The organism is Streptomyces sp. NPDC006207 (assembly GCF_040613835.1).
Taxonomy (GTDB): Bacteria; Actinomycetota; Actinomycetes; order Streptomycetales; family Streptomycetaceae; genus Actinacidiphila.
Genome location: NZ_JBEXSX010000006.1, coordinates 173,561 through 197,446 on the forward strand (window position 1 = coordinate 173,561; position 23,886 = coordinate 197,446).

Sequence of the window (23,886 nt, forward strand, 5' to 3'; positions counted from 1 at the left end):
ACGTCCGGTCCGGGCCCGTGGGCGTCACGGACGGCTGCGGCGGCGCAGGGACGGGTCGAGCAGTGCGGGCGGGGTGTCGAACTTCTCGTGCGGGGCGAGGTCGAGACCGGGGGCGACGATCGCGTCGATCGCGTCCAGCACGTCGGCGGAGAGCACGGTGTCCGCGGCGGCGAGGTGTGCCCGCAGGTGGTCCGGTGTGCGGGGGCCGATGATCGCGGCGGTCACGGCGGGGTGCGCCGTCACGAAGCCGAGGGCGAGCTGGACCATGGTCAGGCCGGCCTCGGCCGCGAGTGCGGCCAGCTTCTCGACGGCGTCGAGCCTGGCCCGGTTGGCGGGCAGGGCGGTGTCGAAGCGTTCCGGCAGGAATGTGGAGCGGCTGGTGGTGACCGGCCGGCCCTCGCGGACCGCGCCGGACAGCCAGCCCGAGGCCAGCGGGCTCCACGCCAGCACGCCCAGGCCGTACTCCTCGGTGACGGGCAGCACATGGGTCTCCACGGCGCGCTGCAGGATCGAGTAGCCGGGCTGTTCGGTGACGTACCGGCTCAGGTGGTGCTCGCGGGCGGCCCACTGGGCCTGCACGATGCGGTACGCGGGGAAGGTCGAGGAGCCGAAGTGGCGGATCTTGCCCGCGCGTTGCAGGTCGGTCAGGGCCGACAGGGTCTCCTCGTCGCCGGTGGCCGGGTCCCACCGGTGGACCTGGTAGAGGTCGACGTGGTCGACACCGAGCCGGCGCAGGCTGTCCTCCAGGGCCCTGGCCAGCCAGCGGCGTGAACTGCCGCGCTGGTTGCGCTCGTCGCCCATCGGCATGCCGGCCTTCGTGGCCAGCACGATGTCGTCGCGGCGGCCGGCGAGGGCCTTGCCGACCATCTCCTCCGACTCTCCGGCGCCGTACATGTCGGCGGTGTCGATGACGTTGATCCCGGCCTCGAGGGCGGCGTCGACGAGGGCGGTGGCCTCGTCCTGGGTGGTGCGCCCGATGCTGCCGAAGTTCATCGCGCCGAGCGCGAGGGAACTGACCTGCACGCCGGTGCGGCCGAGGGTGCGGTACTGCATGACCGTGTTCTCCCTTGCGGGTGGGGTGTGGTGGCTGCGTGCGGCGGAAGCGCGCACGGCTTGGTCCCGGGGCGTGCGCCCTGGCATGATGAGCAAACGGAACCTTGTTCCGCTAACGATACGGAACGACGTTCCGGTTGGCAAGGCCGGTCGTGGAAGGAGTGGCGCGGTGATGGAGGACGGCGACAAGGGCACGGGGCGGGCGCCGCGGTCCAAGCGGGCCGACGCCCGGCGCAACGAGGAGACGCTGCTCCAGGCGGCGGCCGCCGCCTTCGTCGCCTCGGGCGTGGAGGCGCCGGTGCGCGACATCGCCGCCAGGGCCGGCGTCGGGACGGGCACGATCTACCGCCACTTCCCGACCCGGGCGGATCTGATCACCGCCGTCTACCGGCACCAGGTCGACGCCTGCGCCGAGGCCGGACCCGCCCTGCTGGCCAGCAGCGCCACCCCGCACGCCGCACTGGCGCGGTGGATCGACCTGTTCGTCGACTTCCTGGTGACCAAGCACGGACTCGCCGCGGTGCTGCAGTCCGACAGCGCCGGCTTCGAGACGCTGCACGCCTCCTTCCTCGACCGCCTCGTGCCCGTGTGCGCCGGGCTGCTCGCCGCCGCCGCCGCGTCCGGCGAGATCCGCTCCGACCTGGAGGCGTACGCGCTCATGCGCGGCGTCGGCAACCTCTGCATCGGCGCGGACAGCGATCCCCGCTACGACGCGCGCCGCCTGGTCGCGCTCCTCGTCGCCGGGCTGCGCCAGGCGGACCAGGCGAACCAGGCGGACTGACCCGCCGTCAGGCGAGGCCGGCCCGGTACACCACCAGGGCGATCTGGACCCGGTTGTTCAGATCGAGCTTGGTGAGGATGTGGGACACATGTGCCTTCACCGTGGGGACGCTCATGTACAGCGACGCCGAGATCTCGGCGTTGGTCCTGCCCTGTGCCACGGCGAGCGCCACCTCCCGCTCCCGCTCCCCCAGGAGGCCGAGCAGCCGCTCCGCCTCGCCCCGGTCGTCGGGGCGCGCGGCGGTGCCCCCGCCACCGGCGGCGGTGACGGCGCCGATGAGCTGTTTGACGGCGGCCGGTGACAGGACCGGTTCGCCCGCCACGACGTTCCGCACCGCGGCGACGATCTGGGCGGGGGGCGTGTGCTTGAGGACGTAGCCCGCCGCCCCGGCCCGCAACGCCTCCAGGACGTAGCCGTCCGTGGTGAACGTGGTCAGGATCAGCACCTCGGGCGGCCGGGGCCTGCGCCGCAGTTCGGCCGTGGCGCTCAGGCCGTCCATCCGTGGCATGCGGATGTCCATCAGGACGAGGTCGGGCCGGTGCGCGTCGACCAGCGGCAGGACCTCCGTACCGTCCGCGGCCTCGGCGACCACCTCGACGTCCTGTGCCCCGGACAGCATCATGCGCAGGCCGGAGCGCACCAGCGGGTCGTCGTCCACGATCAGGACGCGGGTCACCTGGTCCATGGCAGCCAGATCTCCAGGGCGAAGTCGGTGGGGGTGAAGGTACGGCGCATGCTGCCGCCGGCCAGGACCGCCCTTTCGTTCATCCCGACCAGGCCCTGGCCGGCGCCTTCGGGACGTGCGGCGCGTTCCTGCGGCACCGGGTTGCGGGCCGTGACGGTCAGCCCCTCGCGGGCCCCGCCGGTCAGCGACAGCCGCAGCGGGCCGTCCGGAGCGTGCTTGCGGTGGTTGGTGAGGGCTTCCTGCAGGATGCGGTACGCGGCCCGGCTCGTGGTGGGGTCCATGGTGGCCAGGTCCTCCGTGTCCCGGTGCACCTCGACGGTCGCGCCGGTCGCGCGCGACTCCTCGACCAGCCGGTCCATGTCGGCCACGGCGGGCTGCGGGGGCTCGGTGTGCGCATGGACCGTGGGGGTGCGCAGGACGCGCAGCACGTCCTGGAGGTCCTCCAGGGCCTGTCCGGCGCTCTGCCGGATGACACCGGCCGCCTCCGCGACCTGGGCGGGCGACGCCGTGGGATGGAACTCCAGCGCCCCCGCGTGCACGCTGAGCAGGGTCAGCCGGTGGGCCAGCACGTCGTGCATCTCCCGGGCGATCTCCTCCCGGGCGTGCTGCCGGGCCTGCTCGGCGCGCAGGTCCGCCTCCCGCTCCGCCCGTGCGGCCCTCTCCCGTACTCCGGCGACGTACAGGCCCCAGCCGACGGCACCGCCCACGAACGCCACGGCCGACACGGCCGTGGCGGAGGTGAGGGGCCCGGTGTACGAGGTCGCGGAGAACTGCGCCGGCACGGGCAGCAGGGCCACGCCGGTGACCCGGAGCGTGGTGCGCAGGGGGCGGGTGGCGGCCACGGTGAACAGCGCCACCAGCAGCGGTACGACCACGGGCCAGACGACCGACAGCGCCACGAGGACCAGGGCCAGCGCCACCGGGTGACGCCTGCGCCAGAACAGGGCCGCGCAGGCCAGCAGCGGGATCAGCGCCGTCTGGGACGGCCGCCAGGAGATCGGCAGCAGCGAGGTGAGCAAGGCACCGCTGGACAGCTGCGGGTACACGTGCAGACCCGACTGCTGGACCCGCACGACGAAAACCGTCAGCCCGGCGGCCGCGACCACCACGCCCGCGTCCATGAGCCGCGGGTGCCCGAGCAGGGCCTGTCTCACATCGATCACGCACGCAACCGTAAACGCCGTCCCCGGTCCGCATCAAAACATACGGGCCCCCTTGATAGACTTCTATACCAAAGTATGGGGACGCCCGGTGTGCATCGTTCCTTCGGACGGAAAAGGCGCGTACCCGCAGTCGAATTCCCGGGTTCCCCGCGGTCCGTACCTTTCCGGTCATGAATCCCAGGAAATTCCCCCGACGTTTCACCCGGGCCGGAGTCCCCGCCGCACCGCGGCCGGTGACCCGGGTCGCCGTCGTACTGGCCGGCGTCGCCTCCATCGCCGTGACCAGCGGATGCAGCACCCTCCCCGGAGTGACGTCACCGGCCGACGCACGCGCCGCCGCCCAGCGCGCGGCCCGGGCCGGCAGCCACCGCCCCGCCCCCGACTGCACCGTCGAGAAATGCGTGGCGCTCACCTTCGACGGAGGGCCCGGCGCCACCACGCCGAAACTGCTGGACATTCTCGCGGAGAAGACGGTCCGCGCCACGTTCTTCGTCCAGGGGAAAGGCCACACGGACACCTATCCGCAGACCCTGCGGCGCATGGCGCGCGATGGCCACGAAATAGGCAACCACACCTGGTCGCACAAGGTGCTCACGGAACTGGACGCGCGGCAGGTGAGCGACGAACTGACCCCGGTCCAGAACGACGTCCGCAGGATCACCGGACACGCCCCCACCCTGATGCGCCCACCGCAGGGCCGCACCGACGACGACATCTCGGCGGTCATGCGGGAACTCGGCCTGGCCCAGGTGCTGTGGAGCGTCACCGCGAAGGACTACGCCACGACCGACACCGCGCTGATCACCCGGCGGGTCCTGGACCAGACGAAGCGCGACGGGATCATCCTCCTCCACGACCGCTACCGGGGCACGATCCCCGCCGTCCCCGGGATCGTCGACGCCCTGCGCCGCCGGGGCTACGTCCTCGTGACCGTCTCCGAGCTGATGGCTCCCGCCGTACCGCGCCCCGGCACGGTCTACCGGCCGTGACGGTGGCCCTGGCGTCTGCGGCCCCGGCCGCGCCCCCGCCCCGCCCGGAGGGTCAGCGCTTGCGGCGGGTGCGGGCGGCGACGACGACGGCGGCGAGGCCGGTGACCGCGATGAAGCCCATCGCGACGAGGAAGACCGGTGACGTCGGCGTCGCGGCGCGGCTGCCGGCGATGACGTAGGCCGCCGTGTTGGGCACGCTTCCCAGCGCCGTGGCCAGCAGGAAGGGCGCGAGGCGCATCCGCGAGACCGCCGCGCTGTAGTTGGCCGCCGCGAACGGCACCCCGGGGAAGAGCCGCATCGCCAGCATCGTGCGGAAACCGTGCTCGCTGAGCTGGCGGTCCGCGGCGAGCAGCACCCGGCCGCGGAGCAGCGGGCGCAGCGCGTCCCGCCCGAGGAGGCGGCCGAGGACGAAGGCGAGGCCGGCACCGAGCACCGTGCCGGCGAGGGCCGCGGGCACTCCCGCCTGGGCACCGAAGAGCGCTCCCGCGCCGACGTTGAGCAGGGGGCGCGGTACGAAGGCGAGGGCGCAGAGCCCGTAGCCGGCGGCGAAGAGCACCACGGCCGCGGCGCCCGTGAGTTGCGCGGGCCAGCCGTGCGCGAGCAGCCGCTGGGGCTCCCACACCAGCACCGAGGCCGCGGCCCCGGACAGGAGGACGACCAGCAGCGCCAGCCGCGCCCACGACGCCGGTCGCGAACGCGGTCGGGAGAGGACGGTGACCTCGGACATCCCGCGAGCCTAGCGGAGGAGGATGTCGCTCCGGTGCCGCCGCGTACCGTAGGGCCATGGCCCCTCCCGCCCCGGTCCTGCCGGACAGCGCCCTCGCGGACCTCGTGCTGCCCCGGCTGAGCTCGGCGTACGGTGCCGCCGCCGACCCGGTGCGGGCCGCCTCGGCGGCGGCGTACATGCGGGACGCGTTCCCGTTCCTCGGTATCGCCACGCCGGCCCGGCGTACCCTGTCCCGCGCCGTGCTCGCGGGCACGCCGCGCCCGGACGAGGGGGACTGCACGGCCGTCGCCCTGCGTTGCTGGGCGCTCCCCGAACGGGAGTACCGCTACTTCGCCGTGGACTACCTGCGCCGTCATGTGGGGCGCTGCTCACCGGACTTCCTCGGCACGGCCCGGCACCTGATCACGACGGAGCCGTGGTGGGACACCGTCGACCTGCTCGCCGCGCACGTCGTCGGACGGCTCGTGGCCGCCGGCCCCGCCCTGGTGGACGTGATGGACGAGTGGATCACCGGCGACGACCTCTGGCTCGCCCGCACCGCGCTGCTGCACCAGTTGACGTACAAGGCGGACACCGACCCCGCCCGGCTGTTCCGCTACTGCCTGCGTCAGGCGGACCACCGGGACTTCTTCATCCGCAAGGCGATCGGCTGGGCACTGCGCGCGTACGCCCGCACCGATCCCGGCGCCGTGCGGGCGTTCCTCGCGGAGTCGGGGGAGCGGCTGTCGCCGCTGTCGGTACGAGAGGCGGGGAAGCACCTGTGAGCGGGGGCGACGGGCGCGGCCGGGTGCGCCGCAGCTACGACACCGTGGCCGAGGAGTACCGGGAGCGCATCGGGACCGAGTTGGCGTACAAGCCGCTGGACCGGGCCCTGCTGGCGGCCCTCGCCGAGCAGACCGCGGACGGCGCGCCCGTGGCGGACCTGGGGTGCGGCCCCGGCCACGTCACGGCGTGGCTCGCGGCGCGCGGGGCGCGGACCGTGGGCATCGACCTGTCGCCGGGAATGGTCGCGCTCGCCCGCCGCGAGCACCCCGGGGCCGAGTTCCGCGAGGGCGACCTGCTCCGCCTCCCTGCGGCGGACGGCGAGTTCGGGGCGGTCGTCGCGCTCTACGCGGTGGTCCATCTGACGCCCGGTGAACTGCGGGCGGCGTTCGGCGAGATGCGGCGCGTGCTGCGCCCTTCCGGGCGGGTGCTCGTGGCCTTCCACGTCGGGACGGAGATCCGGCACGTGACGCAGTGGTGGGGGCACGAGGTCGACGTCGACTTCCACTTCCACGACCCCGGGACGGTCACCGAGGCGCTGACCGACGCCGGGTTCGAGGTGGAGGCGCGGCTGGAGCGGGCCCCCTACCCGCAGGAGACGGAGACCCGGCGCGCCTACGTCCTCGCCCGCGTCGGCGGGGCGTGAGGCGGGCCGCCGGAAAATCGTTCGACCGACGGCCATGCCGTACCCGATCATCGACGGCATGTCCCGGTACGCCTTCAGCGCAGATACGTCCGCAGTCGCGGACGCGCTGCAGGCTGCCCCGGCACAGGCTTTCTCGGCCAACGCGTTCGGCGGCGCCCGAATCTGACCCTTCCCGGACAGTCCGGCGGACCCCGCAGGGGGAGGGTCGGCACGGTCCAGGGGTCCCGCACGCGAGGCGATGAATCGACTTACCGAGGAAGCAACATGCCCAAGCAGGCGTACGTGCGCACCAAGCCGCACCTCAACATCGGGACGATGGGTCACGTCGACCACGGCAAGACCACGCTGACCGCCGCCATCACGAAGGTGCTCAGCGCCCGCGGCTCCGCCGCGTTCGTGCCGTTCGACCGGATCGACAAGGCCCCGGAGGAGGCCGCTCGGGGGATCACGATCACCATCGCGCACGTCGAGTACGAGACGGACACGCGGCACTACGCGCACGTCGACATGCCCGGTCACGCCGACTACGTGAAGAACATGATCACGGGCGCGGCCCAGCTCGACGGGGCGATCCTCGTCGTCTCCGCCCTCGACGGCGTCATGCCGCAGACCGCCGAGCACGTGCTGCTCGCCCGCCAGGTCGGCGTCGAGCACATCGTGGTGGCGCTCAACAAGGCCGACGCCGGCGACCCCGAACTCACCGACCTGGTCGAGCTGGAGGTGCGCGAGCTGCTGTCCGCCCAGGGCTACCCCGGCGACACGCTGCCCGTCGTCCGGGTGTCGGGCTTGCGGGCGCTGGAGGGCGACCCGCGATGGACGTCGGCGATCGAGGCGCTGCTCGACGCGGTCGACACCCACGTGCCGATGCCGCACCGCTACACCGACGCACCCTTCCTGCTGCCGGTGGAGAACGTGCTGACCATCACCGGGCGCGGCACGGTCGTCACCGGCGCGGTGGAGCGGGGCACGGTCCGCGTCGGCGACCGCGTGGAGGTGCTCGGCGCGGGGACGGCGAGCGTGGTGACGGGTCTGGAGACCTTCGGCAAGCCGATGGACGAGGCCCAGGCGGGCGACAACGTGGCGCTGCTGCTGCGTGGGGTGGCCCGGGACGTGGTCCGGCGGGGCCACGTGGTGGCCGCGCCGGGCAGCGTCACGCCGAGCCGCCGGTTCCGGGCGCGGGTCTACCTGCTGCCGGCCGCCGAGGGCGGGCGGCGCACCGGGATCGCCAGCGGCTACCGGCCGCAGTTCTACGTCCGCACCGCCGACGTCGTCGGCGACGTGGACCTGGGCGAGGTGGGGGCGGCCCTGCCGGGGGCGACCGTCGACATGACGGTCGAGCTGGGCCGGCCGGTGCCGTTGGAGCCGGGGCTCGGCTTCGCGATCCGTGAGGGCGGCCGCACCGTCGGCGCGGGCACCGTCACGGCGCTCGCCGAGTGAGCGCGGGGGTCCGGGGGTTCCGCCCCCGGGCCCTGTCGTGTGCTGGGACAATTGCGGCGTGGAGGACGACGGACGCATACCCGTGACCCAGGACGTGGACTTCGGCGCGGCCAGGCTGCTGCCGGACGTGGACCGGCCCGCGGGCTGGCTGCTCACGGTCGACGGGGCCCCTCAGTCGTACGTGGACCTGGACGACCCCACCTACCTGGAGTTCGAGTACGCGCGGCGCCTGGCCTACGTGCTGGACGAGGCCGCGCCCGAGGGCGCGCCGCTGGACGTCGTCCACCTGGGCGGCGGCGCCCTGACGCTGCCCCGCTACACCGCCGCGACGCGGCCCGGTTCGCGGCAGCGGGTCGTGGAGGCCGACCGGGCGCTCGCCGCGCTGGTCGCCGCCCGGCTCCCGCTCGGGCGTGGCGGTGACGGCGTGGCGATCACGACGGACGACGCCCGTGCATGGCTCGAGGCCGCCCCGGACGCTTCGGCGGACGTCGTCGTGGCGGACGTCTTCGGCGGTTCGCGGGTGCCGGCGCACCTGACCTCGTACGAGTTCGTCACCGAGACGGCCCGCGTGCTGCGTCCCGGCGGGGTGTACCTGGCGAACCTCGCCGACTCGGCGCCCTTCGACTTCCTGCGGCCGCAGATCGCGGGCCTGCGCGAGCTGTTCGGCCAGGTGTGCCTGATCGCCGAGCCCGGGGTGCTGCGGGGCCGCCGCTTCGGCAACGCCGTGCTGGCCGCGAGCCGCGCCCCGCTGCCGGTGGACCGGATCGCGCGGCGTACCGCGTCCGACGTCTTCCCCGCCCGCGTGGTGGCCGGCGACGCTCTGGAGGTGTTCGGACGGGGGGCGCGGCCGGTCTACGACAAGGACGCGGTGCCCTCGCCGATCCCGCCCGAGGGTTCCTTCGGCGTCGGCTGACCGCCCCGCGCGACCGTCCGCCCGCCCTCGGGGTCGTCCACGCGCCGCAGCCGCCGCACCTCGGGGAGGGTGAGCACCGCGCCCGTGAGCAGCACCGTCAGCCCCGCGCAGCCCCACAGCGCCCCGTTCAGGCCGAAGGCGTCCGCGGCCGGGCCCGCGAGCGCCGTGCCGATCGGCATCATGGAGACCGAGCCGAACCAGTCGTAGGCCGCGACGCGGGAGAGCTTGTCCTCGGGGATCTCCTGGTGCAGCGCCATCATCCAGGCCACGCCGAACACCTCGATCGACAGGCCGGCGACGAGCATCGCGCAGGCCAGCAGCGGCACCGGGAGCGCCAGGGCCAGCGCGGCGGCGGGCAGCGAGAACGGGAAGACGCAGAGCACCCCGGCGAGCAGGATGCGGCGCGGCCGCCAGCGCAGCATCAGCAGCCCGCCCAGCAGGTTCCCGACGCCGAACGCGGCCAGGGCCGCGCCCCACGGCCCGGCGCCGCCGAGGTGCTCCCGGGCCACGAGCGGCCCGTACACCGCGTCGGCGGCCGTGAACACGGCGTTGACGACCGAGAACTGCACCACGATGCCCCACAGCCAGCGCCGTGAGACGAACTCCCGCCAGCCGTCGCGCAGATCGCCCAGCAGACCGCCGCGCAGACCGCCGCCGCGCCGCTCCGCGCGGTCGCGCAGCGTCGCCGGGGACACCCGCAGCAGCGCGCGCAGCCCCGCCGCGACCGCGAAGCACGTCGCGTCCACCGCGAGGACCCAGCCCGGTCCGGCGAGGGCGACCAGTGCCCCGGCGAGCGCGGCGCCGCCGACGTTCGCCCCGTTGACGCCGAGCCGGAACACCGCGAAGGCGCGGCCCGCGTGGGCGGAGTCGACGGTCGAGAGCAGCATCCCCTCGTTGGCGGGGGCGAAGAAGGCCTGCCCGGTGCCGCCCAGCGCGGAGAGCACGGCCATGTGCCAGATCTCGGCCCGGCCGGTCAGCACCAGGACCGCGAACAGGCCCTGCGAGACCGTGTTCAGGCAGTTGGCGGCGACCATGACCCGGTGCCGCGGCAGCCGGTCCGCGACCGCGCCCCCGATGAGCAGGAAGACGACCAGGGGTACCGTCCGCGCTGCGGCGACCAGTCCGATCTCCGTACCGCCGCCGCCGGTCTGCAGGACCGCGAACGCCGACGCGACGACGGCGCCCGAGGCGCCGAGCCCGGTCACGAAGGCGGAGGCGGCGAGGAGCCGGAAGTTGCGGCCGGCCCAGTCCGGGAAGCGCGGCCGGTGGGGAACGTGGCGTTTCACCCGGGGACTATCGTCGCTGGGCCGTTTCCTTGGCAAACCCATTTCCGGCCGACAGCCGGGCCGGGCCGGGCCCGAGCCGGCCGGATCGGGCTACGGCCTCGCCCTCGCCCTCAGCCGACCAGCCGGACGCTGTCGCGGACCTTGGCCACCGTCCCGGCGTCGACCGCGCCCGCGTAGCCGCTGTCCACGACCAGCAGCCAGGAGCGGACCTCCTTGTCCTTGCCGAGGAAGGTGAAGCTGTACGAGGTGCCGTCGGCCGCGCACGAGCCCTTCATCCCGGTCGCGCGCGTGGAGGCGATCCAGCCGGGCACGCCCTGGGCGTTGGTGTAGGCGCGGGGGGCCGCCTCGGTCAGCTTGGTGCGGCCCTCCTTGTTGTACTTGCCGTACGCCCAGTTGTAGGCCTCGTTGGCGGCCTCGGACTTCAGGCTCTTGGCGCCCTTGCCGCCCTTCACGCCCGCCAGGCCGCGCTCGTCGGTGCCGCACCACTTCTCGTCGAGGACGGCCGCGCCCCCGGTGACGACGCGGTTGTCGTCCCACTCGTAGCCGATGAGCAGGCCCTGCGGCTTGACCGTCCAGCCCTTGGGGACGTCGTAGGCGACGCCCATGTCACTGCGCACGACGGTCTGCCAGCCGGGGACCACGGGCTTGATCGTGTCCTCGCCCGGGTTGCCGCGGGCGTCGTCCGGGCCCGGGCCCTGCTCACCCCCCTCGCCCTCCTCGCTCCCCGACGCGGAGGGCGAGGGGGCGGGGGAGTCCGGGGCGCTTTCCGAGGCGACCGGCGAGCGGCTGCCGGACGGGCCGGCCTGCGGGCCCTTGTCGTCGCCGGTGAGCTTCACCGCGACCAGGACACCGGCGGCGACCACCGCGACCGCGGCCACCACCGACACCGCGACCACCGCGCCCCGCCGCCCCCCGGGCGGCTTCGGCCCACCCGGCACCGGCCCCGGCGGGGGCCCCCACAGCTGCGGAGGCTGCTGGTAGGCCGGGTGCTGCTGCGGCTGGTACGGGGCGGGCTGCTGCTGCCCCCACTGGGGCTGGTTCTGTGGGGGCTGCTGCGGATACTGCGGTTCCCCCGGCTGCTGCTGTCCTGGCCACATGGCTGGAAACACTAGGGGTTGTGCGGCCGCGGTTCCATGGAAGCGATGATTACCTGCTGGTAACATCCGGCCATGTCCGAGAACCAGCCCCAGATAGGCGAGCTCATGGCGGCCACCGTGCCGATGGCCGCCACCCTCAGCATCGAGTTCCTGGAGACCACCGCCGAGCGCGCCGTGGTCCGCCTCCCCGACCAGCCCGCCTACCACAACCATGTCGGCGGCCCCCACGCCGGCGCGATGTTCACCCTCGCCGAGACCGCCAGCGGCGCCGTCGTCCTGGCCGCCTTCGCCGACCAGCTCTCCCGCGCCGTCCCCCTCGCCGTCCGCGCCGAGATCGGCTACAAGAAGCTCGCCATGGGCCCGGTCACTGCCACCGCCCAGCTCGGCCGCCCCGCCGCCGACGTCATCGCCGACCTCGACAAGGGCGAGCGCCCCGAGTTCCCCGTCACCGTCGCCCTCGCACGCGAGGACGGCGCCGTCACGGGCGAGATGACCATCGTGTGGACCCTCCGCCCCAACTCCTGAGCGACGCCCGGGTGCCGCACCCCGGTGCCCGACCGGGCGCCGGGACGGGCATCGCGAATCCGTTGCGAACTCGCCCGCCCCGCACGCGCAACTCCCCTGTTGACGCCGGACGCGTCCGGTTCCAAGATCGTGGCTTCTGCGGTCTTCGTGCGGCCGGAGCGGTTCCGGTTCCATGTCCCGGCTCAGGCCACACGGGGTCACGGAGCGACCCGAGAGCCTGGAGGGCTGCCCCCATGTCGTACCTGATCGTCGGCTTCGTCAGCCTGTACGGCGGCGTCCGGGCACTGTGGCTCCGACGGCGGCAACTGGGCCCCGAGGCGGCGCGGTCCTCGTCGGTGATCCTGCGGCCGGGGGTGCTGGCCGTCCTCGCGGGTCTCGCTCTCGCCTGCGGGGTGTTCCTGCTGGCCGACGGGATCCTCGTCATGGCGCAGGGCTGAGCCCGCGGGGTCCGGCCCGCGGCGACACGCTGATGCCCACGTCGGATACGCTGCAACGACGTGCGCGCACCGGCGCGCCGACCGACATCCGACCGCCCTAGGGGGAGGAAGCGGCCTTGCACGTCCAGGAGTGGCTCGGCACGATCCCGCCGGTGAGCGTCTACCTGCTGGTGGGCCTCGTGATCGGCCTGGAGAGCCTGGGCATCCCGCTGCCGGGCGAGATCATCCTCGTCAGCTCGGCCCTGCTCGCCTCCCAGGGGCACGTGGACCCGTGGGTGGTCGGTGTCTGCGCCTCGGCGGGGGCGATCGTGGGCGACTCGATCGGCTACGCCATCGGCCGGCGCGGCGGGCGGCCGATGCTGGACCGGCTGGGGCGGCGCTTCCCCAAGCACTTCTCGCCGGCGCACATCGCGGCCGCCGAGGCGTCGTTCACGCGCTGGGGCATGTGGGCGGTGTTCTTCGGGCGCTTCGTGGCGCTGCTGCGGATCTTCGCCGGCCCGCTGTCGGGCGTGCTGAAGATGCCGTACTGGAAGTTCCTGGTCGCCAACGTCCTCGGCGGCATCGTGTGGGCGGGCGGCACCACGGCCGTCATCTACTACGTGGGCATCGTGGCCGAGCCGTGGCTCAAGCGCTTCTCCTGGATCGGCCTGGCGGCCGCCGTGCTGATCGGCCTCGGCTCGTTCCTCGTCGTGCGGCGCCGTGCCAAGGCCGCGGCGAAGGCCCACGAGGCCGCGCCGGAGGCGGACGCCGTGGCGGCGGCCGCCGACTGAGCGGTCGGCCCCGGGGCGGTCAGTCCCGGGCGAAGGCGGCCCGGTGGGCGTCGGCGAGCTGGACGTAGTGCTCGGCGTTGATCCGGACCATCTCGCGCTCCTCGGTGGTCAGCTCACGGCGCACCTTCGCCGGTACGCCCGCCACCAGCGACCCCGGGAGCACCCGCATGCCCTGGGGGACGAGCGCACCCGCCGCGACGAGCGAGCCGTGCCGATGTGGGCGCCGTTGAGGACCGTGGCGCCCATGCCGATTAGCACGTCGTCCTCGACGACGCAGCCGTGCAGCACAGCGTTGTGGCCCACCGTGACGCCCGCGCCGATCACCGCGGGGAACCCGGGGTCGGCGTGGACCGTGGAGTTGTCCTGGACGTTGCTGCCCTCGCCGACGCTGATCGACTCGCAGTCGCCGCGCAGCACCGTGTGGTACCAGACGCTCGCGCCGGCGGCCAGCGTCACGTCGCCCAGCACCACCGAGGTCGGCGCGGTGAAGGCGGCGGGGTCCAGGTGGGGCGTACGCCCGGCGACGTCCGCGATCAAGGCTCTCTCCGTCATGGGGATCACCGTAGTCCGGTGATTGCGCCCCTCGCGTGGCGGGTAGCGCGTACTGCGTGCTGAAGTTCTCCGACGAAGTGATCATCGCGCTGGAAACCGGTGCCCCGGTCGTCGCCCTCGAGTCGACGATCATCTCCCACGGCCTGCCCCGTCCCCGCAACCACGAGGTGGCGCTGGAGCTGGAGGCCGCCGTGCGCGAGGCCGGCGCCGTCCCCGCGACGATCGCGGTGCTGGACGGCGTGCCGTGCATCGGGCTCGACGGGAAGGGCCTGGAGCGCATCGCCGGCGACGAGGGGATGCGCAAGCTCGGCCACCGCGACCTGCCCGTCGCGGTCGCCACCGGCGCCAGCGGCGCCACCACCGTCTCCGCCACGGCCTTCCTCGCCGCCCGCGCCGGGCTGCGCGTCTTCGCGACCGGCGGACTGGGCGGCGTGCACCGGGGCTGGACCGAGGAGCAGGACGAATCCGCCGACCTGAGGCTGCTCGCGGGCACCAGGATCACCGTCGTGTGCGCCGGGGTGAAGTCGATCCTCGACGTGCCCGCCACCCTGCAGCGCCTGGAGACCCTCGGCGTCACCATCGTGGGCTATGGGACGAGCGAGTTCCCCGGCTTCTACCTCAGCGGCTCCGGGCAGCCCGTGGACTGGACGGTCGGCACGCCCGACGAGGCCGCCTGCGTCATGGCCGCCCAGGACGACCTCGACGGGCCGCCGTCCGCCGTGATCCTCGCCAACCCCGTGCCGGAGCACGAGCAACTCGACCCGGCCCTGCACGACCGCGTGCTGGCGCAGGCGCTGGCGGCCGCCGAACGCGAGGGCGTCACGGGGCAGGCCGTCACGCCGTTCCTCCTCGGTCACCTCGTCGAGCACACCGGCGGGGCCAGCCTGGAGGCGAACCTCGCCGCCGTGCGCGGCAACGTCCGCCTCGCCGCGCGGGTCGCCGTCGCGTGGACGGAACGCGGCGCACATCACATCTGATCGCCCGGCCGCGCCGCGGCGCCCTCGGTACGGTGAGCGGGTGCCGAAAAACGAGAACCTGTTCTCCTCCGCGGCGGCCTGGCGTCGCCGGGCCGTCTCGCGTCTGGTGCACCGCGGCTGGCGGTGGGTCCAGGACGCGGGTGCCGTCTCGGCCGAGCGCCCCGGGCCCTTGCGCTTCGGCCGGATCGGCGCGGGCACCCGGCTGGCGTTCCCGCAGGGGACGGTCTTCGGCGAGCGGTGGATCCACCTCGGCGAGTGCTGCATCATCGGCGAACAGGTCACGCTGACGGCCGGGATGATGCCCGGCCTCGACCTCGGCCCCGACCCCGTCGTCCGGCTCGGCAACGGCGTCGTCCTCGGCCGCGGCAGCCACGTGATCGCCTCCCGGCCGGTCGTGTTCGGCGACGACGTCTACTGCGGGCCGTACGTCTACGTGACGAGCGACAACCACTCCTACGACGACCCGCACGAGCCCATCGGCCGCCAGTGGCCGCGCTCGGCGCCCGTCGAGATCGGCTCGGGGAGCTGGCTCGGCGCGGGCGCGGTGGTCCTGCCGGGGGCGCGGATCGGGCGGAACGTCGTCGTCGCGGCGGGGGCGATCGTGCGGGGCGAGGTCCCCGACCACTCGGTGGTGGCGGGCGCGCCGGCGCGGGTCGTCCGGCGCTGGACGCCCGAGCGGGGGTGGGAGCCGCCGCTGCGGACGCCCGCCCCGGTGCCGGTGCCCGCCGGCGCGACCCACCAGCAGCTGGCCGCGCTCGCGGGGCTCGACCCGGAACTCCTCGCGGGATTGGAGGAGAAGCTGGCCTCCGAGGCGTGACCGGTCCGGGCGTGCGCGGCGCCTCTTGCCGAAACGGCACGGAACGTTGCCTCCACCGGCGGCCGGAGTGATCGTGCCGCCATGGACGAGAACAAGAGCGGCATCGGCGGGAACGGCATCGAGGCACCGGGCGGCGTGTGGGACGTCGTGGTCGTCGGGGGAGGCGCCGCCGGTCTGTCCGGCGCGCTGACCCTGGCACGGGTGCGGCGGTCGGTGCTGGTGATCGACGCGGGCGAGCCCCGCAACGCCCCGGCCGCCGCGGCACACGGACTGCTGGGACGCGACGGCATCGCCCCCCTGGAACTGCTGCGGAGGGGGCGGGAGGAGGTCGCATCCTACGGCGGCCGCGTCGTCGCCGGAAGCGTCACGGCGATCCACCGCGACGGTGGCCGCTTCGGGGTCGAGTGCGCGGACGGACGGCGGACGGCGGCCCGGCGGGTCCTGGTGACCTCGGGCCTGGTCGACGAACTCCCGGACGTGCCGGGCCTGGTGGAGCGATGGGGCAGGGACGTGGTGCACTGCGTGTTCTGCCACGGCTGGGAGGTCCGGGACACCGCGGTCGGGGTGCTTGGCAGCTTCCACCAGGCCCTGCTGTTCCGGCAGTTGTCCGAGGACGTGACACTGTTCCTGCACTCCGGCACGAATCTGACGGACGATCAGTGGGAACAGCTCGCCGGGCTGCGCGTCGGCGTCGTCGAGGGCGCCGTGACCGGTCTGGAGACCGACGACGCGGACCGGCTGGCGGGGGTGCGCCTCGCCTCCGGGCAGGTGATACCGGTCCGCGTGCTCGCGGTCGCCCCTCGCTTCACGGCACGGGCGTCCTTCCTCGGCGGTCTCGGCCTGGCCGTGCGGGAGCATCCGGCGGGCTTCGGGGAGCAACTCGCGGTGGATGCCTCCGGCTTCACCGGCGTCGACGGCGTGTGGGCCGCGGGGAACGTCGGCGACCTGATGGCGGGCGTTCCGGCTGCGGCGGCGGCCGGGACGACCGCGGCCGCCGCGATCGTCATGGACCTGCTGACGGACGACGCCCGTGCGGCCGCCCGGGCCCGGCGGCCCGCCGGCACCGGGGTTTTCAGCGGGCGGACGGAGGCGGAGGTCACGCGGCGCGTGCTCGGGGTGCGCCGGCACGGCCTGGACCCGCTGACGGGGGCGTGAACCCCCCGTCACCCCGGTCGCCCCGGCCTCAGGCGGTGCGGGCCCGCAGATGGGCCCGCTCGCCCTGGCGCCCGAACAGGACGAGCAGTTCGACGGGGTCATCGCCGTCGGGGCCGAGCCGGTGCGGGACGTGCGTGTCGAACTCGGCGGCCTCGCCGGGCTTCAGCACCACGCGCCGGTCGCCGAGGAGCAGCAGCAGGCGTCCGGCCAGGACGTAGACCCATTCGAAGCCCTCATGGGTCTTCAACTCGGGCTCCGTGCCCGGGTGCGGCGGGATCAGCAGCTTGTGCGCCTGGATCCCGCCGGGTCGGCTCAGCGGCACGTACGTCAGACCGTCGCGGGTGACCGGCCGGAGGTGGATGCGGGGATCTCCGGTGCGGGGCGCGCCGACGAGCTCGTCGAGCGGCACCGAGTGGACCTCCGCCAGGGTCAGCAGCAGCTCCAGGGTCGGCTTGCGGCTCCCGCCCTCGAGGCGGGACAGGGTGCTCTCGTTGATCCCCGTCCGCTCGGCCAGCTCGGCCAGGGTCATGCCGCGGCGGCGCCGCAGCTCCCGCAGCCGGGGCCCGACGGCGTCCAGCACCTCTTTCCTCGTGACGTCCACGCCCCCAGGTTGCCGAAACGGCAGGGGGGATTGCAAGTGCGGCAAGCGGCGGGCGGGCGGTGCGCCGTCAGCCGGCCGCCAGCAGGACCGATCCCGCCAGGGCGAGGCCGGCGCCGGCCGCCTGGACGGGGCGGAGCCGCTCCCCGAGGACGCCCCGGGCGGCGAGGGCGGTGACGACGGGGTACAGGGAGGCCAGCACCGCCGCCACCGCGACGGGGCCGTGGTGCGCCGCCAAGGCGTAGGAACCGTTGGCCGCCACGTCCGCGAGGCCCACGAAGGCCAGTGCGGGCAGGCTGCGCCACACCGTCGGCAGGCCGCCCTCGGGGAGCGACGGTGCACCCCGCCGCACGGAGACCGCGAGGGCCGCCCCGCCCACGGCGACGTTGCAGACGCGCTGGACGAACAGCGCCAGGAAGAGCCCGGTCACGGTGTGGGAAGCCTCCGCCACGAGCGACATGACCGCGCCGAAGCCGAAGGCCGCGACCAGGGTCATGGCCACCGCCTGCCGCTGTACGGGCGCCCCGCGCAGCTCGGGCCCGCCGGCCAGGACGATGCCCACGACGGCCACCGCGATGCCCGCGTACTGCACGGTCCCGGGGCGTTCGCCGAGCAGCAGCCCCACGCTCACCGGGACCGCCACCCCCACCGTGGCCAGCGGCGAGACGACGCCCATGGGGCCGAGGGCGAGCGCGCGGTAGAAGCAGAGCATGGCGACCGGGCCGATCAGCCCCGCGGCCACGGCGAACCACAGGCGCGGGGAGGCCTCGCTCCAGCCGCCCGTCGCGACCACGACCGCGCCCAGCGCGACGGCGGCCACGCCCTGCGACACGACGACCACGGTGAGCGCCGGGAAACGGCGGGTGAGGAGCCCGCCGCCGAAGTCGGCGAGACCCCACAACAGGCTGGTGGCCAGGGCGAAGACCGCGGTCATGGGGCTCCCTCGCAGTACAGTACGGTGAACAGTGCAGTACACCCCACAGTAGTACAGTGAAGTGAACTCCAGCATTCATCATATTGGACGGTACGGTGCCGGACCTCGACCTGATCGCCCAGTCGCTCGCGCGCAACGTCAAGCGTCTGCGCCTGGAACGGGGATACAGCCTCGACGCGCTCGCGGCCCGCGCCGGCGTCAGCCGCGGCATGCTGATCCAGATCGAGCAGGCGCGCACCAACCCGAGCCTGGGCACCATCGTCCGCATCGGGGACGCGCTCGGCGCGAGCCTGGTGAACCTGCTGGACTACGCGGACGGGCCCAAGGTGCGGCTGGTCCCCGCCGACCAGGCCGTCGAGCTGTGGAGCACCCCCGCCGGCAGCCGCGGTCTGCTGCTGGCCGGCGGGCAGGCGCCGGGACCGCTGGAGATGTGGGCCTGGCGGATCATGCCGGGCGAGGGCCACGACTCGGACGCGCATCCGCCGGGCACCGTCGAACTGATCCGGGTGGACAAGGGTGAGCTCACCCTCGTCGTCGACGGGCAGGAGCACCGCGTGCCCGCCGGGACGACCGCCAGCTTCGAGGCCGCGGCGCCGCACGGCTACCGCAACCGGGGCACCGAGGTGACGGAGATGACGCTGGCCATCTCCGTCCCCGCCCCCCAGTGAGACGGCGCCGCCAACTCCCGGGATTTGTTAGCGTTCCGGACATGCGCGCACCCATCGGCACCTTCACCGACGTCCACCCCGCCGTGGAGAAGCTCGACCTGCTTCCGGCCCCCGTCGCGGCCGCACTGACCGCCTGGAGCGGGCAGGTGCCCGTCGAGGAGCTGCTGCTGGTCGACACCGACCCGGAGAAGGCGGACACCGCGGTCTTCACCGAGACGTACGGGGTCGCCCTGGAGCAGTCCGCGAACTGCGTGGTCGTCGCGGGCAAGCGCGGCGGGGAGGTGACGCTCGCCGCCTGCGTCGTCCTCGCCACCACGCGGGCCGACGTGAACGGCCTCGTGCGGCGTCATCTCGGCGTGCGCAAGGCCTCGTTCGCGCCGATGGACACCGCCGTGGGCGAGAGCGGCATGGAGTACGGCGGCATCACCCCGATCGGGCTGCCCGCCGACTGGCCGCTGCTGGTCGACGCGGCGGTCGCGGACACCCCGTACGTGATCATCGGCAGCGGCCGCCGGCGCGGCAAACTGCTCGTGCCCGGCAAGGCCCTGGCCTCGCTGCCGGGCGTGGAACTGCTGGAAGGGCTGGGACTCCCCGCGTGACGGATCTGCTGGACCGCCTGGAGCGCTACTACGACGCCGTGCCCCGCGCGGGCGCCCGCGCCGAGGAGCACGGCCCGCTCACCCTCTTCGTCCGCGAGGGCGTCGGCTGGCCCTTCTACGCCCGCCCGACGCCCGGCGCCGACGGCACCGTCGGCCGGGCCGACGTCGACCGGGTCCGGGCCCGCCAGCGCGAGCTGGGCGTGCCCGAGTGCTTCGAGTGGGTCGCGGAGACCACCCCCGGCCTCCGGGAGGCGGCGCAGGCGTCCGGCCTGGCCGTGCACGAGCACCCGCTGATGGTGCTGGATCCGCTCGTCCCGTCCCCGCCGCCGCCGGAACTCCCCGCGGACGTCGGCGTACGGCTGCTCCGGCCCGGTGACCCCGCGCTGCCCAGCGCGCTCACCGTCCCGCACCTGGCCTTCGCGCAGCCCGGCACCGCCGTCGGCACCGCCGGGCGGGCGGAACTCGCCGCCGCGCTCCCGCTGCACGCCGCCCCGGGACTCGTCGCGACCGCGGAAGCCCGACTGCGGGCCGGGCTCACCGTCCACGCCGCGGCCGTCGAGGACGGCACCGCGCTGTGCGCGGGCCAGTACAACCCCGTGGGCGAGGTCTGCGAGATCGTCGGCGTGGGCACCCTGCCCAGCGCCCGCCGCCGCGGCCTGGCCCTCGCGGTCACCGGCGCGCTCGTCGCCGAGGCCCGTGCGCAAGGGCTGACCACCGTGTTCCTGTCGGCGGGCGACGAGGCCGTCGCCCGGATCTACGCCCGGCTCGGCTTCCGCCGGGTCGGCACGGCCCTCATCGCGGAGCCGTCCGCCCCCTGACCGGCCGCCGCGACAGGTCCAGCGACAGCGGGATCGAGTGCTCGGCGAACCCCAGGCTGCGGTAGAGCGGTTCCGCCTCCGGGGTCGCGTGCAGGTCGACGCGGGTCACGCCCTGTTCCGCGAACCACGCGAGCAGGGCCTGCGTCGTGGCCCGCGCGTACCCCAGGCCGCGGTAGCGGGTGTCGGTGCAGACGTTGAAGACGAAGCCGAACCGGCCCGCCGGGTGCCCCGGCGCGGGCAGCCGCTCCTCGACCCGGCCCACCGCGCACGCCGCCAGGTGCGGCCCGTCCGCGACCGCGGGGTCGCCGTCCACCACGAACGCCCCCAGCCACCGCGCGCCGCCCCCGCCGAGCTGCTCGCGCGCCCGCTCCTGCGCGGCCGCCTCCCAGGGACCGGGCTCGTCCCGCCCGCTCATGGCCAGGAACATCAGCCGCCGCAGCCGTACCAGCTCGGCGGCGTCATCGGGTCGGGCAGGGCGTACGGGACCGGGCATGTGCGCACGCTACAACAGGGCATCAGGCCCTACGCAGCGGATTTCCGGCGCATCCGCGAGCCCCGGGGCCCGCGGCAACCGGGGTCCGGCGGCTAGCCGAGCCGGGGGATCTCGATCGCGGGGCAGCGGTCCATGACCATGAGCGGACCCGCGGCGCGGGTGCGCTCGTACGCGTCCTCGTCGATCACGCCGAGCTGGTACCAGACCGCCTTCGCGCCGATCGCGACGGCCTCGTCCGCGACGGCCCCGGCCAGGTCGGAGTTGACGAAGACGTCCACCACGTCGACCGGGAACGGGATGTCGGCCAGCGAGGCGTAACCCTGCTCACCGTGCACGGTCTCGGCCTTGGGGTGCACCGGCACCACGCGCTTGCCGTACCGCTGCAGCACCGCGGCGACGCCGTACGCCGCCCGCGAGGCGTTGTTGGACAGCCCCACCACGGCCCAGGTGTCCCCGAGGCCGGTCAGGATCTTCCGAACCGTCGCGTCGTCTCCGTACACGTCGTCCTCCCTCTATTCCGGTCCGCAGTAGTCAACCAGAGGACGCACCTGACTGTTCCCGTAGGGTGGCGGGGTGGTGGAGCGGTATCTGACGATCGGGCGCGAGCACGTCCACGAGAGCGAGATCAAGCGCTCGCGGTTCCTGTGCGCACTGGCGCCGGCCCCCAGTGAGGAGGCGGCGCAGCAGTTCATCGCCCGTGTCCGCAAGGAGCACGCCGGGGCGACCCACAACTGCTACGCGTACGTGATCGGCGCCGAGGGCCGGATCCACAAGGCGAGCGACGACGGCGAGCCGGGCGGCACCGCCGGGACCCCGATGCTGCAGGTGCTGCTGCGCCGCGAGGTCCGCGACGTCGTCGCCGTCGTCACCCGCTACTACGGCGGCATCCAGCTCGGCGCGGGCGGTCTGGTCCGCGCTTACGGGGGCGCCGTGTCGGCGGCGCTCGACGAGCTCGGCACGGTCGAGCGGCAGAAGCTCGCACTGGTCACCGTCGTCGCGGATCACCAGCGGGCCGGGCGCATCGAGAACGACCTGCGCGCCGCCGGCCGCACCGTACGAGGCGTCGCCTACGGCGCGGCGGAGGTGCGCATCGAGCTGGGCGTGCCGGAGGAGGAACTGGCGGCCTTCCGGAGCTGGCTCGCGGACGCCTCCGCCGGGACCGCGGGCGTCGAGGTGTCGGGCAGCGCCTTCGTGGACGTGTAGCGGGCCCGCCGGCAGGTCACTCGGCGTTGACGTAGGTGACCTTGCCCTTGACGGTGGCCTCGATGAAGCAGGTGCGGTAGTCGTCGACCCGGTAGTAGTACAGGGACGGCTTGTCGCTGATGATGTCGGGCTTGACGATCGCGTAGCTGAGGGTCGGGTGCTCGACCTTGCAGTCCTTGTCGGCGCGGCCCATCAGGGCCGGAAGCGCGTCCCAGCTGACGGTCCTGAGGTCGACGACGGTGTCGTCGGGATCGATGGTGCCCTTGCTGCCCCACTCCGACACCTCGCCGTCGCGGTACATGTAGCCGTCGTACACGCCGGTGTCCGACTTCTTGGGTGCCTTGAAGATCGCGTAGTCCTCGTAGACGGTCAGTTCGACCACCTTGGTGCCGCCCGAGACCGACTTCACGACGTCCGCCATCGAGCGGCCCCCGGCCACCGAGAGCAGCTTCTCGGGCGCCGCCGTGCTGGGGGCGCCGGGGACGGAGGAGGGCGTGCCCTTCGGGGTCCCCGTGCCGCCGGCCTTCTCCTTCGCGTCGGCGTCCCCACCGTGGAGCCCCGGGACGAGGGTGTACAGCAGGACGCCCGCGACGCCCACGGCCACGACGGCGGTGGCGGCGGCCACGACCCGGCCGGCACGGCCGCCGGGCCGGGCCGCGGGGAGCGCGGTGGGGCGGGTCGGCGGCTGCGGGGGGTGGTACGGGTGGGGAGCCAACGGCGGGTACGAGGCCGGGGCGGGACCGAAACCGGGGGGCGCCGCGTCCATGGGCGCGGGAGCGGGCGGCGTGCCGCGCTCGACGTCGGAGAGCATCCGGTCGAGCCGGTCGGCATCGGGCCGGGCGGCGGCGTCCCGCACGAGCAGGGCGGTGAGCACGGGGGCGAGCGGCCCCGACCGCACCGGGGGCGGGAGGGGCTCGTCGAGGACGGCGACGAGCGTGGCGATGCTGGTCTCGCGGCGCAGCGGGTGGACGCCCTCCACCGCGACGTACAGCAGCATGCCGAGCGACCACAGGTCGGAGGCGGGGTTGCCCTCCTCGCCGCGGATGCGCTCGGGGGCGATGTACTCGGGCGAGCCGATGAGGCCGCCGGTGGTCGTCAGCCGTGTCGAGTCGCGGAGCGTGGCGATGCCGAAGTCGGTGAGCACCGGTGTCATGCCGGGCCGCAGCAGCACGTTCGCGGGCTTCACGTCGCGGTGGTGGACCCCGACCGCGTGCGCGGCGCGCAGCCCCGCGAGTACCCCGCGGCCGACCGCGGCCGCCTCCGGCGGGGTCAGCGGGCCGCGGGCCAGCCGGTCCTGCAGGGAGCCGCCGGTCACCAGCTCCATCACCAGCCACGGGTGCGGGAGGTCCGTCCTGTCCACGATGTGGTGGATCGTGGCGACATTGGGGTGGTGCACCCGGGCCAGCGCGCGGGCCTCGCGCAGCACGCGCTCCCGCAGTTTCGCCGCCGCCTCGGGGTCGGTCTCGGCCAAGTCCGGGTCGGGCGGCCGTACTTCCTTCAGGGCGACCTCGCGGTGCAGGGCGGTGTCGCGGGCCCGCCAGACCAGGCCCATGCCGCCGCCGCCCAGTCGTTCCAGCAGCTCGAAGCGGCCGTCGATCAGTCGTCTGCCGGAGTCGCTCGCCGTCATGGCGGTTATCGTACGGGCGGGCGGGAACACGGCTTGACCGACCTTGCCCGAATTCGGACTCCCGCGGCGCGCTGACAGTGGTGCCGGATAGCCTGCTCTCGGAGCCTACGGGACCGGTGGGGACACCGGGGCCCGTGCGGAGCATGCGGAACGTGAGCCGGAGGAACGGAACAT

27 protein-coding genes and 1 pseudogene are annotated in these 23,886 nt (G+C 74.3%); 16 read left to right on the plus strand and 12 right to left on the minus strand.

The genetic code is table 11. The features are described from left to right. Window positions 1–24: 24 nt before the first annotated feature. Window positions 25–1,053, minus strand: coding sequence for an aldo/keto reductase (locus ABZ312_RS06855; RefSeq protein WP_500325002.1), 1,029 nt, complete (start codon window positions 1,051–1,053; stop codon window positions 25–27). A gap of 172 nt (window positions 1,054–1,225) precedes the next feature. Between ABZ312_RS06855 and ABZ312_RS06860 the strand changes: the two genes are divergently transcribed. Then, entirely contained in the window at window positions 1,226–1,834 is a 609-nt protein-coding gene (locus ABZ312_RS06860; RefSeq protein ID WP_500436679.1) for a TetR/AcrR family transcriptional regulator, read from the plus strand. 7 nt (window positions 1,835–1,841) lie between these two features. On the opposite strand, the gene ABZ312_RS06865 is transcribed toward ABZ312_RS06860, so the two are convergent. Both ABZ312_RS06865 and ABZ312_RS06870 read right to left on the minus strand, forming a co-directional pair. Next, the gene (locus ABZ312_RS06865; protein WP_500436680.1) at window positions 1,842–2,519 is read right to left on the minus strand and encodes a response regulator transcription factor; all 678 of its coding nucleotides are present in this window, start codon (window positions 2,517–2,519) and stop codon (window positions 1,842–1,844) included. After that, window positions 2,507–3,682: a sensor histidine kinase gene (locus ABZ312_RS06870; protein WP_500436682.1), complete on the minus strand. Its 1,176-nt coding sequence runs from the start codon at window positions 3,680–3,682 to the stop codon at window positions 2,507–2,509. Before ABZ312_RS06870 ends, ABZ312_RS06865 begins: the two co-directional genes overlap by 13 nt. Window positions 3,683–3,852: 170 nt before the next feature. On the opposite strand from ABZ312_RS06870, the gene ABZ312_RS06875 reads away from it, so the two are divergent. Further along, window positions 3,853–4,671: a polysaccharide deacetylase family protein gene (locus tag ABZ312_RS06875; protein ID WP_500436684.1), complete on the plus strand. Its 819-nt coding sequence runs from the start codon at window positions 3,853–3,855 to the stop codon at window positions 4,669–4,671. A gap of 52 nt (window positions 4,672–4,723) precedes the next feature. On the opposite strand, the gene ABZ312_RS06880 is transcribed toward ABZ312_RS06875, so the two are convergent. Next, window positions 4,724–5,398 carry a TVP38/TMEM64 family protein gene (locus tag ABZ312_RS06880; RefSeq protein WP_499510441.1) on the minus strand — a complete coding sequence of 225 codons (675 nt, stop codon included), beginning with the start codon at window positions 5,396–5,398 and terminating at the stop codon, window positions 4,724–4,726. A 56-nt stretch (window positions 5,399–5,454) separates the two neighbouring features. Between ABZ312_RS06880 and ABZ312_RS06885 the strand changes: the two genes are divergently transcribed. From ABZ312_RS06885 to ABZ312_RS06900, 4 genes are all read left to right on the plus strand, one after another. Continuing rightward, window positions 5,455–6,162: a DNA alkylation repair protein gene (locus tag ABZ312_RS06885; protein WP_500324994.1), complete on the plus strand. Its 708-nt coding sequence runs from the start codon at window positions 5,455–5,457 to the stop codon at window positions 6,160–6,162. Continuing rightward, a complete protein-coding gene (locus tag ABZ312_RS06890) occupies window positions 6,159–6,806 on the plus strand; it encodes a class I SAM-dependent methyltransferase (protein ID WP_500324992.1) in 648 nt (215 codons plus the stop codon). The genes ABZ312_RS06885 and ABZ312_RS06890 overlap by 4 nt, the downstream gene beginning before the upstream one ends. A 264-nt stretch (window positions 6,807–7,070) precedes the next feature. Then, the gene (gene tuf / locus ABZ312_RS06895) at window positions 7,071–8,243 is read left to right on the plus strand and encodes an elongation factor Tu (protein WP_500358800.1); all 1,173 of its coding nucleotides are present in this window, start codon (window positions 7,071–7,073) and stop codon (window positions 8,241–8,243) included. Window positions 8,244–8,301: 58 nt separating this feature from the next. After that, window positions 8,302–9,156 (plus strand): spermidine synthase, encoded by an 855-nt coding sequence (locus tag ABZ312_RS06900; RefSeq protein WP_500324989.1) that lies wholly within the window; start codon window positions 8,302–8,304, stop codon window positions 9,154–9,156. Here the strand turns inward: ABZ312_RS06900 and ABZ312_RS06905 are convergent. Together ABZ312_RS06905 and ABZ312_RS06910 are read right to left on the minus strand one after the other, a co-directional pair. Next, window positions 9,096–10,484: an MFS transporter gene (locus tag ABZ312_RS06905; RefSeq protein WP_500324988.1), complete on the minus strand. Its 1,389-nt coding sequence runs from the start codon at window positions 10,482–10,484 to the stop codon at window positions 9,096–9,098. The genes ABZ312_RS06900 and ABZ312_RS06905 overlap by 61 nt on opposite strands. Window positions 10,485–10,552: 68 nt before the next feature. Beyond that, the gene (locus ABZ312_RS06910) at window positions 10,553–11,539 is read right to left on the minus strand and encodes a DUF8017 domain-containing protein (RefSeq protein ID WP_500324987.1); all 987 of its coding nucleotides are present in this window, start codon (window positions 11,537–11,539) and stop codon (window positions 10,553–10,555) included. A 72-nt stretch (window positions 11,540–11,611) separates the two neighbouring features. Between ABZ312_RS06910 and ABZ312_RS06915 the strand changes: the two genes are divergently transcribed. From ABZ312_RS06915 to ABZ312_RS06925, 3 genes are all read left to right on the plus strand, one after another. Then, a complete protein-coding gene (locus tag ABZ312_RS06915; RefSeq protein WP_500324986.1) occupies window positions 11,612–12,064 on the plus strand; it encodes a DUF4442 domain-containing protein in 453 nt (150 codons plus the stop codon). Window positions 12,065–12,297: 233 nt separating this feature from the next. Next, entirely contained in the window at window positions 12,298–12,501 is a 204-nt protein-coding gene (locus tag ABZ312_RS06920) for a hypothetical protein (RefSeq protein ID WP_500324985.1), read from the plus strand. Window positions 12,502–12,617: 116 nt separating this feature from the next. Then, entirely contained in the window at window positions 12,618–13,271 is a 654-nt protein-coding gene (locus ABZ312_RS06925) for a DedA family protein (protein WP_500324983.1), read from the plus strand. 19 nt (window positions 13,272–13,290) lie between these two features. Here ABZ312_RS06925 and ABZ312_RS06930 read toward each other — a convergent pair. Then, window positions 13,291–13,823: pseudogene (locus ABZ312_RS06930) on the minus strand (gamma carbonic anhydrase family protein). A gap of 56 nt (window positions 13,824–13,879) precedes the next feature. Here ABZ312_RS06930 and ABZ312_RS06935 point away from each other — a divergent pair. The 3 genes from ABZ312_RS06935 to ABZ312_RS06945 all read left to right on the plus strand — a co-directional run bounded on the left by ABZ312_RS06935 (window position 13,880) and on the right by ABZ312_RS06945 (window position 16,772). After that, window positions 13,880–14,800, plus strand: a complete 921-nt coding sequence (locus tag ABZ312_RS06935) for a pseudouridine-5'-phosphate glycosidase (RefSeq protein ID WP_500324980.1) — start codon at window positions 13,880–13,882, stop codon at window positions 14,798–14,800. A gap of 40 nt (window positions 14,801–14,840) precedes the next feature. Next, on the plus strand, window positions 14,841–15,617 hold the full coding sequence (locus tag ABZ312_RS06940; protein ID WP_500324978.1) for an acyltransferase: 777 nt from the start codon (window positions 14,841–14,843) through the stop codon (window positions 15,615–15,617). Between the two features lie 81 nt (window positions 15,618–15,698). Continuing rightward, window positions 15,699–16,772, plus strand: a complete 1,074-nt coding sequence (locus ABZ312_RS06945; protein ID WP_500324977.1) for an NAD(P)/FAD-dependent oxidoreductase — start codon at window positions 15,699–15,701, stop codon at window positions 16,770–16,772. 28 nt (window positions 16,773–16,800) lie between these two features. Here ABZ312_RS06945 and ABZ312_RS06950 read toward each other — a convergent pair whose 3' ends face one another. Together ABZ312_RS06950 and ABZ312_RS06955 are read right to left on the minus strand one after the other, a co-directional pair. Beyond that, the gene (locus tag ABZ312_RS06950; RefSeq protein ID WP_500324975.1) at window positions 16,801–17,373 is read right to left on the minus strand and encodes a cupin domain-containing protein; all 573 of its coding nucleotides are present in this window, start codon (window positions 17,371–17,373) and stop codon (window positions 16,801–16,803) included. Window positions 17,374–17,440: 67 nt separating this feature from the next. Continuing rightward, window positions 17,441–18,304: an EamA family transporter gene (locus ABZ312_RS06955; RefSeq protein WP_500436686.1), complete on the minus strand. Its 864-nt coding sequence runs from the start codon at window positions 18,302–18,304 to the stop codon at window positions 17,441–17,443. Between the two features lie 95 nt (window positions 18,305–18,399). On the opposite strand from ABZ312_RS06955, the gene ABZ312_RS06960 reads away from it, so the two are divergent. Genes ABZ312_RS06960 through ABZ312_RS06970 form a run of 3 tightly spaced genes read left to right on the plus strand, consistent with a single transcriptional unit; the run spans window position 18,400 to window position 20,389 of the window. After that, window positions 18,400–18,972: a helix-turn-helix domain-containing protein gene (locus ABZ312_RS06960; protein WP_499516750.1), complete on the plus strand. Its 573-nt coding sequence runs from the start codon at window positions 18,400–18,402 to the stop codon at window positions 18,970–18,972. A 41-nt stretch (window positions 18,973–19,013) separates the two neighbouring features. Further along, entirely contained in the window at window positions 19,014–19,571 is a 558-nt protein-coding gene (locus ABZ312_RS06965) for a YbaK/EbsC family protein (RefSeq protein WP_500324972.1), read from the plus strand. Continuing rightward, on the plus strand, window positions 19,568–20,389 hold the full coding sequence (locus tag ABZ312_RS06970) for a GNAT family N-acetyltransferase (RefSeq protein WP_500324970.1): 822 nt from the start codon (window positions 19,568–19,570) through the stop codon (window positions 20,387–20,389). The genes ABZ312_RS06965 and ABZ312_RS06970 overlap by 4 nt, the downstream gene beginning before the upstream one ends. Here ABZ312_RS06970 and ABZ312_RS06975 read toward each other — a convergent pair. Both ABZ312_RS06975 and ABZ312_RS06980 read right to left on the minus strand, forming a co-directional pair. Beyond that, window positions 20,364–20,882 carry a GNAT family N-acetyltransferase gene (locus ABZ312_RS06975; RefSeq protein WP_500436688.1) on the minus strand — a complete coding sequence of 173 codons (519 nt, stop codon included), beginning with the start codon at window positions 20,880–20,882 and terminating at the stop codon, window positions 20,364–20,366. The genes ABZ312_RS06970 and ABZ312_RS06975 overlap by 26 nt on opposite strands. Before the next feature lie 92 nt (window positions 20,883–20,974). Further along, window positions 20,975–21,382: a CoA-binding protein gene (locus tag ABZ312_RS06980; RefSeq protein WP_499510422.1), complete on the minus strand. Its 408-nt coding sequence runs from the start codon at window positions 21,380–21,382 to the stop codon at window positions 20,975–20,977. Window positions 21,383–21,455: 73 nt separating this feature from the next. Here ABZ312_RS06980 and ABZ312_RS06985 point away from each other — a divergent pair, with 73 nt between their 5' ends. Beyond that, window positions 21,456–22,085, plus strand: coding sequence for a YigZ family protein (locus ABZ312_RS06985; protein ID WP_500324949.1), 630 nt, complete (start codon window positions 21,456–21,458; stop codon window positions 22,083–22,085). A 16-nt stretch (window positions 22,086–22,101) separates the two neighbouring features. On the opposite strand, the gene ABZ312_RS06990 is transcribed toward ABZ312_RS06985, so the two are convergent. Continuing rightward, window positions 22,102–23,712: a serine/threonine-protein kinase gene (locus tag ABZ312_RS06990; RefSeq protein WP_500436690.1), complete on the minus strand. Its 1,611-nt coding sequence runs from the start codon at window positions 23,710–23,712 to the stop codon at window positions 22,102–22,104. Window positions 23,713–23,886: the final 174 nt, after the last annotated feature.

What these genes read in the sequence shown, in the direction of transcription:
- ABZ312_RS06860 (WP_500436679.1), top strand. Translation starts at nt 1,226, where the DNA reads ATGGAGGACGGCGACAAGGGCACGGGGCGGGCGCCGCGGTCCAAGCGG.
- ABZ312_RS06915 (WP_500324986.1), top strand. Translation starts at nt 11,612, where the DNA reads ATGTCCGAGAACCAGCCCCAGATAGGCGAGCTCATGGCGGCCACCGTG.
- ABZ312_RS06920 (WP_500324985.1), top strand. Translation starts at nt 12,298, where the DNA reads ATGTCGTACCTGATCGTCGGCTTCGTCAGCCTGTACGGCGGCGTCCGG.
- ABZ312_RS06875 (WP_500436684.1), top strand. Translation starts at nt 3,853, where the DNA reads ATGAATCCCAGGAAATTCCCCCGACGTTTCACCCGGGCCGGAGTCCCC.
- ABZ312_RS06910 (WP_500324987.1), bottom strand. Translation starts at nt 11,539, where the DNA reads ATGTGGCCAGGACAGCAGCAGCCGGGGGAACCGCAGTATCCGCAGCAG.
- ABZ312_RS06905 (WP_500324988.1), bottom strand. Translation starts at nt 10,484, where the DNA reads ATGGGTTTGCCAAGGAAACGGCCCAGCGACGATAGTCCCCGGGTGAAA.
- ABZ312_RS06965 (WP_500324972.1), top strand. Translation starts at nt 19,014, where the DNA reads ATGCGCGCACCCATCGGCACCTTCACCGACGTCCACCCCGCCGTGGAG.
- tuf (WP_500358800.1), top strand. Translation starts at nt 7,071, where the DNA reads ATGCCCAAGCAGGCGTACGTGCGCACCAAGCCGCACCTCAACATCGGG.
- ABZ312_RS06945 (WP_500324977.1), top strand. Translation starts at nt 15,699, where the DNA reads ATGGACGAGAACAAGAGCGGCATCGGCGGGAACGGCATCGAGGCACCG.
- ABZ312_RS06865 (WP_500436680.1), bottom strand. Translation starts at nt 2,519, where the DNA reads ATGGACCAGGTGACCCGCGTCCTGATCGTGGACGACGACCCGCTGGTG.
- ABZ312_RS06975 (WP_500436688.1), bottom strand. Translation starts at nt 20,882, where the DNA reads ATGCCCGGTCCCGTACGCCCTGCCCGACCCGATGACGCCGCCGAGCTG.
- ABZ312_RS06955 (WP_500436686.1), bottom strand. Translation starts at nt 18,304, where the DNA reads ATGACCGCGGTCTTCGCCCTGGCCACCAGCCTGTTGTGGGGTCTCGCC.
- ABZ312_RS06885 (WP_500324994.1), top strand. Translation starts at nt 5,455, where the DNA reads ATGGCCCCTCCCGCCCCGGTCCTGCCGGACAGCGCCCTCGCGGACCTC.
- ABZ312_RS06880 (WP_499510441.1), bottom strand. Translation starts at nt 5,398, where the DNA reads ATGTCCGAGGTCACCGTCCTCTCCCGACCGCGTTCGCGACCGGCGTCG.
- ABZ312_RS06855 (WP_500325002.1), bottom strand. Translation starts at nt 1,053, where the DNA reads ATGCAGTACCGCACCCTCGGCCGCACCGGCGTGCAGGTCAGTTCCCTC.
- ABZ312_RS06990 (WP_500436690.1), bottom strand. Translation starts at nt 23,712, where the DNA reads ATGACGGCGAGCGACTCCGGCAGACGACTGATCGACGGCCGCTTCGAG.